The sequence below is a fragment of the Pseudoflavonifractor sp. 524-17 genome (assembly GCF_009935845.1).
Taxonomy (GTDB): domain Bacteria; phylum Bacillota; class Clostridia; order Oscillospirales; family Oscillospiraceae; genus Pseudoflavonifractor_A.
The window spans coordinates 1-565 of the sequence record NZ_QWEK01000147.1 but is presented as its reverse complement, the minus strand read 5'-3'; the positions used below and the strand labels follow the sequence as shown (position 1 = coordinate 565).

Sequence of the window (565 nt, the reverse complement as noted above, 5' to 3'; positions counted from 1 at the left end):
GCCGTCCCAGCGTTTGGCGGGCTTCTTCTCTATGGCGTCCACCTTCCGCCCCAGATTGGTCACGTCGGTTTTAATCTCCTCCATAGTGCTGCTCTGGTGCTTCTGCTCCGCGGCCATGACCTCCACGGCGGAGGTCAGGCGCTGGAGCGTGTCCACCTTTTCGCCCATCTCATCCAGCCGGTGGGTGTTGGATTTGCTCCGGGCGTCCACCTCCGCCAGCTTCACCGCCAGCTCTTCCGGTTCCATCTTGTCACCCCCTGGGCTTATCGTAGGTCATAGCGTTTTTGCTGTCCCCCAGGCCCTTTGTGGTGGGGTCATTGACGGCGTTCCAGGCGCTTACCGCCACCAGCCCCAGCACGTAGGGATTCCGCGCCGCCCCCGCCAGCAGATCCCACAGGGCGCTCCAGCTGGTCAGGTCCGCCGCCGTCAGCCCGGCATAGGCCAGGACCGGGGTGAGCACCGCCAGCACCATCTGCGCCCACCACAGGGGGTTATGGGCTCTCACTTTCCAGTTCATATAGCGCCTCCTAATCGAATAAACCCAGCCGGTCCAGGACGCAGGCGG

2 protein-coding genes are annotated in these 565 nt (G+C 63.9%); both read right to left on the bottom strand.

Annotation, left to right across the window (positions count from 1 at the left end; translation table 11 throughout):
- Positions 1 to 246: hypothetical protein (locus D1159_RS19065; RefSeq protein WP_161847146.1), on the bottom strand; the 246-nt coding region annotated here is incomplete at its 3' end.
- A 4-nt stretch (positions 247 to 250) separates the two neighbouring features.
- Positions 251 to 517 carry a phage holin gene (locus tag D1159_RS19060; protein WP_161843728.1) on the bottom strand — a complete coding sequence of 89 codons (267 nt, stop codon included), beginning with the start codon at positions 515 to 517 and terminating at the stop codon, positions 251 to 253.
- Positions 518 to 565 lie beyond the last annotated feature (48 nt).

Coding starts and splice junctions, on each gene's coding strand:
- D1159_RS19060 (WP_161843728.1), bottom strand. CDS start 517: ATGAACTGGAAAGTGAGAGCCCATAACCCCCTGTGGTGGGCGCAGATG.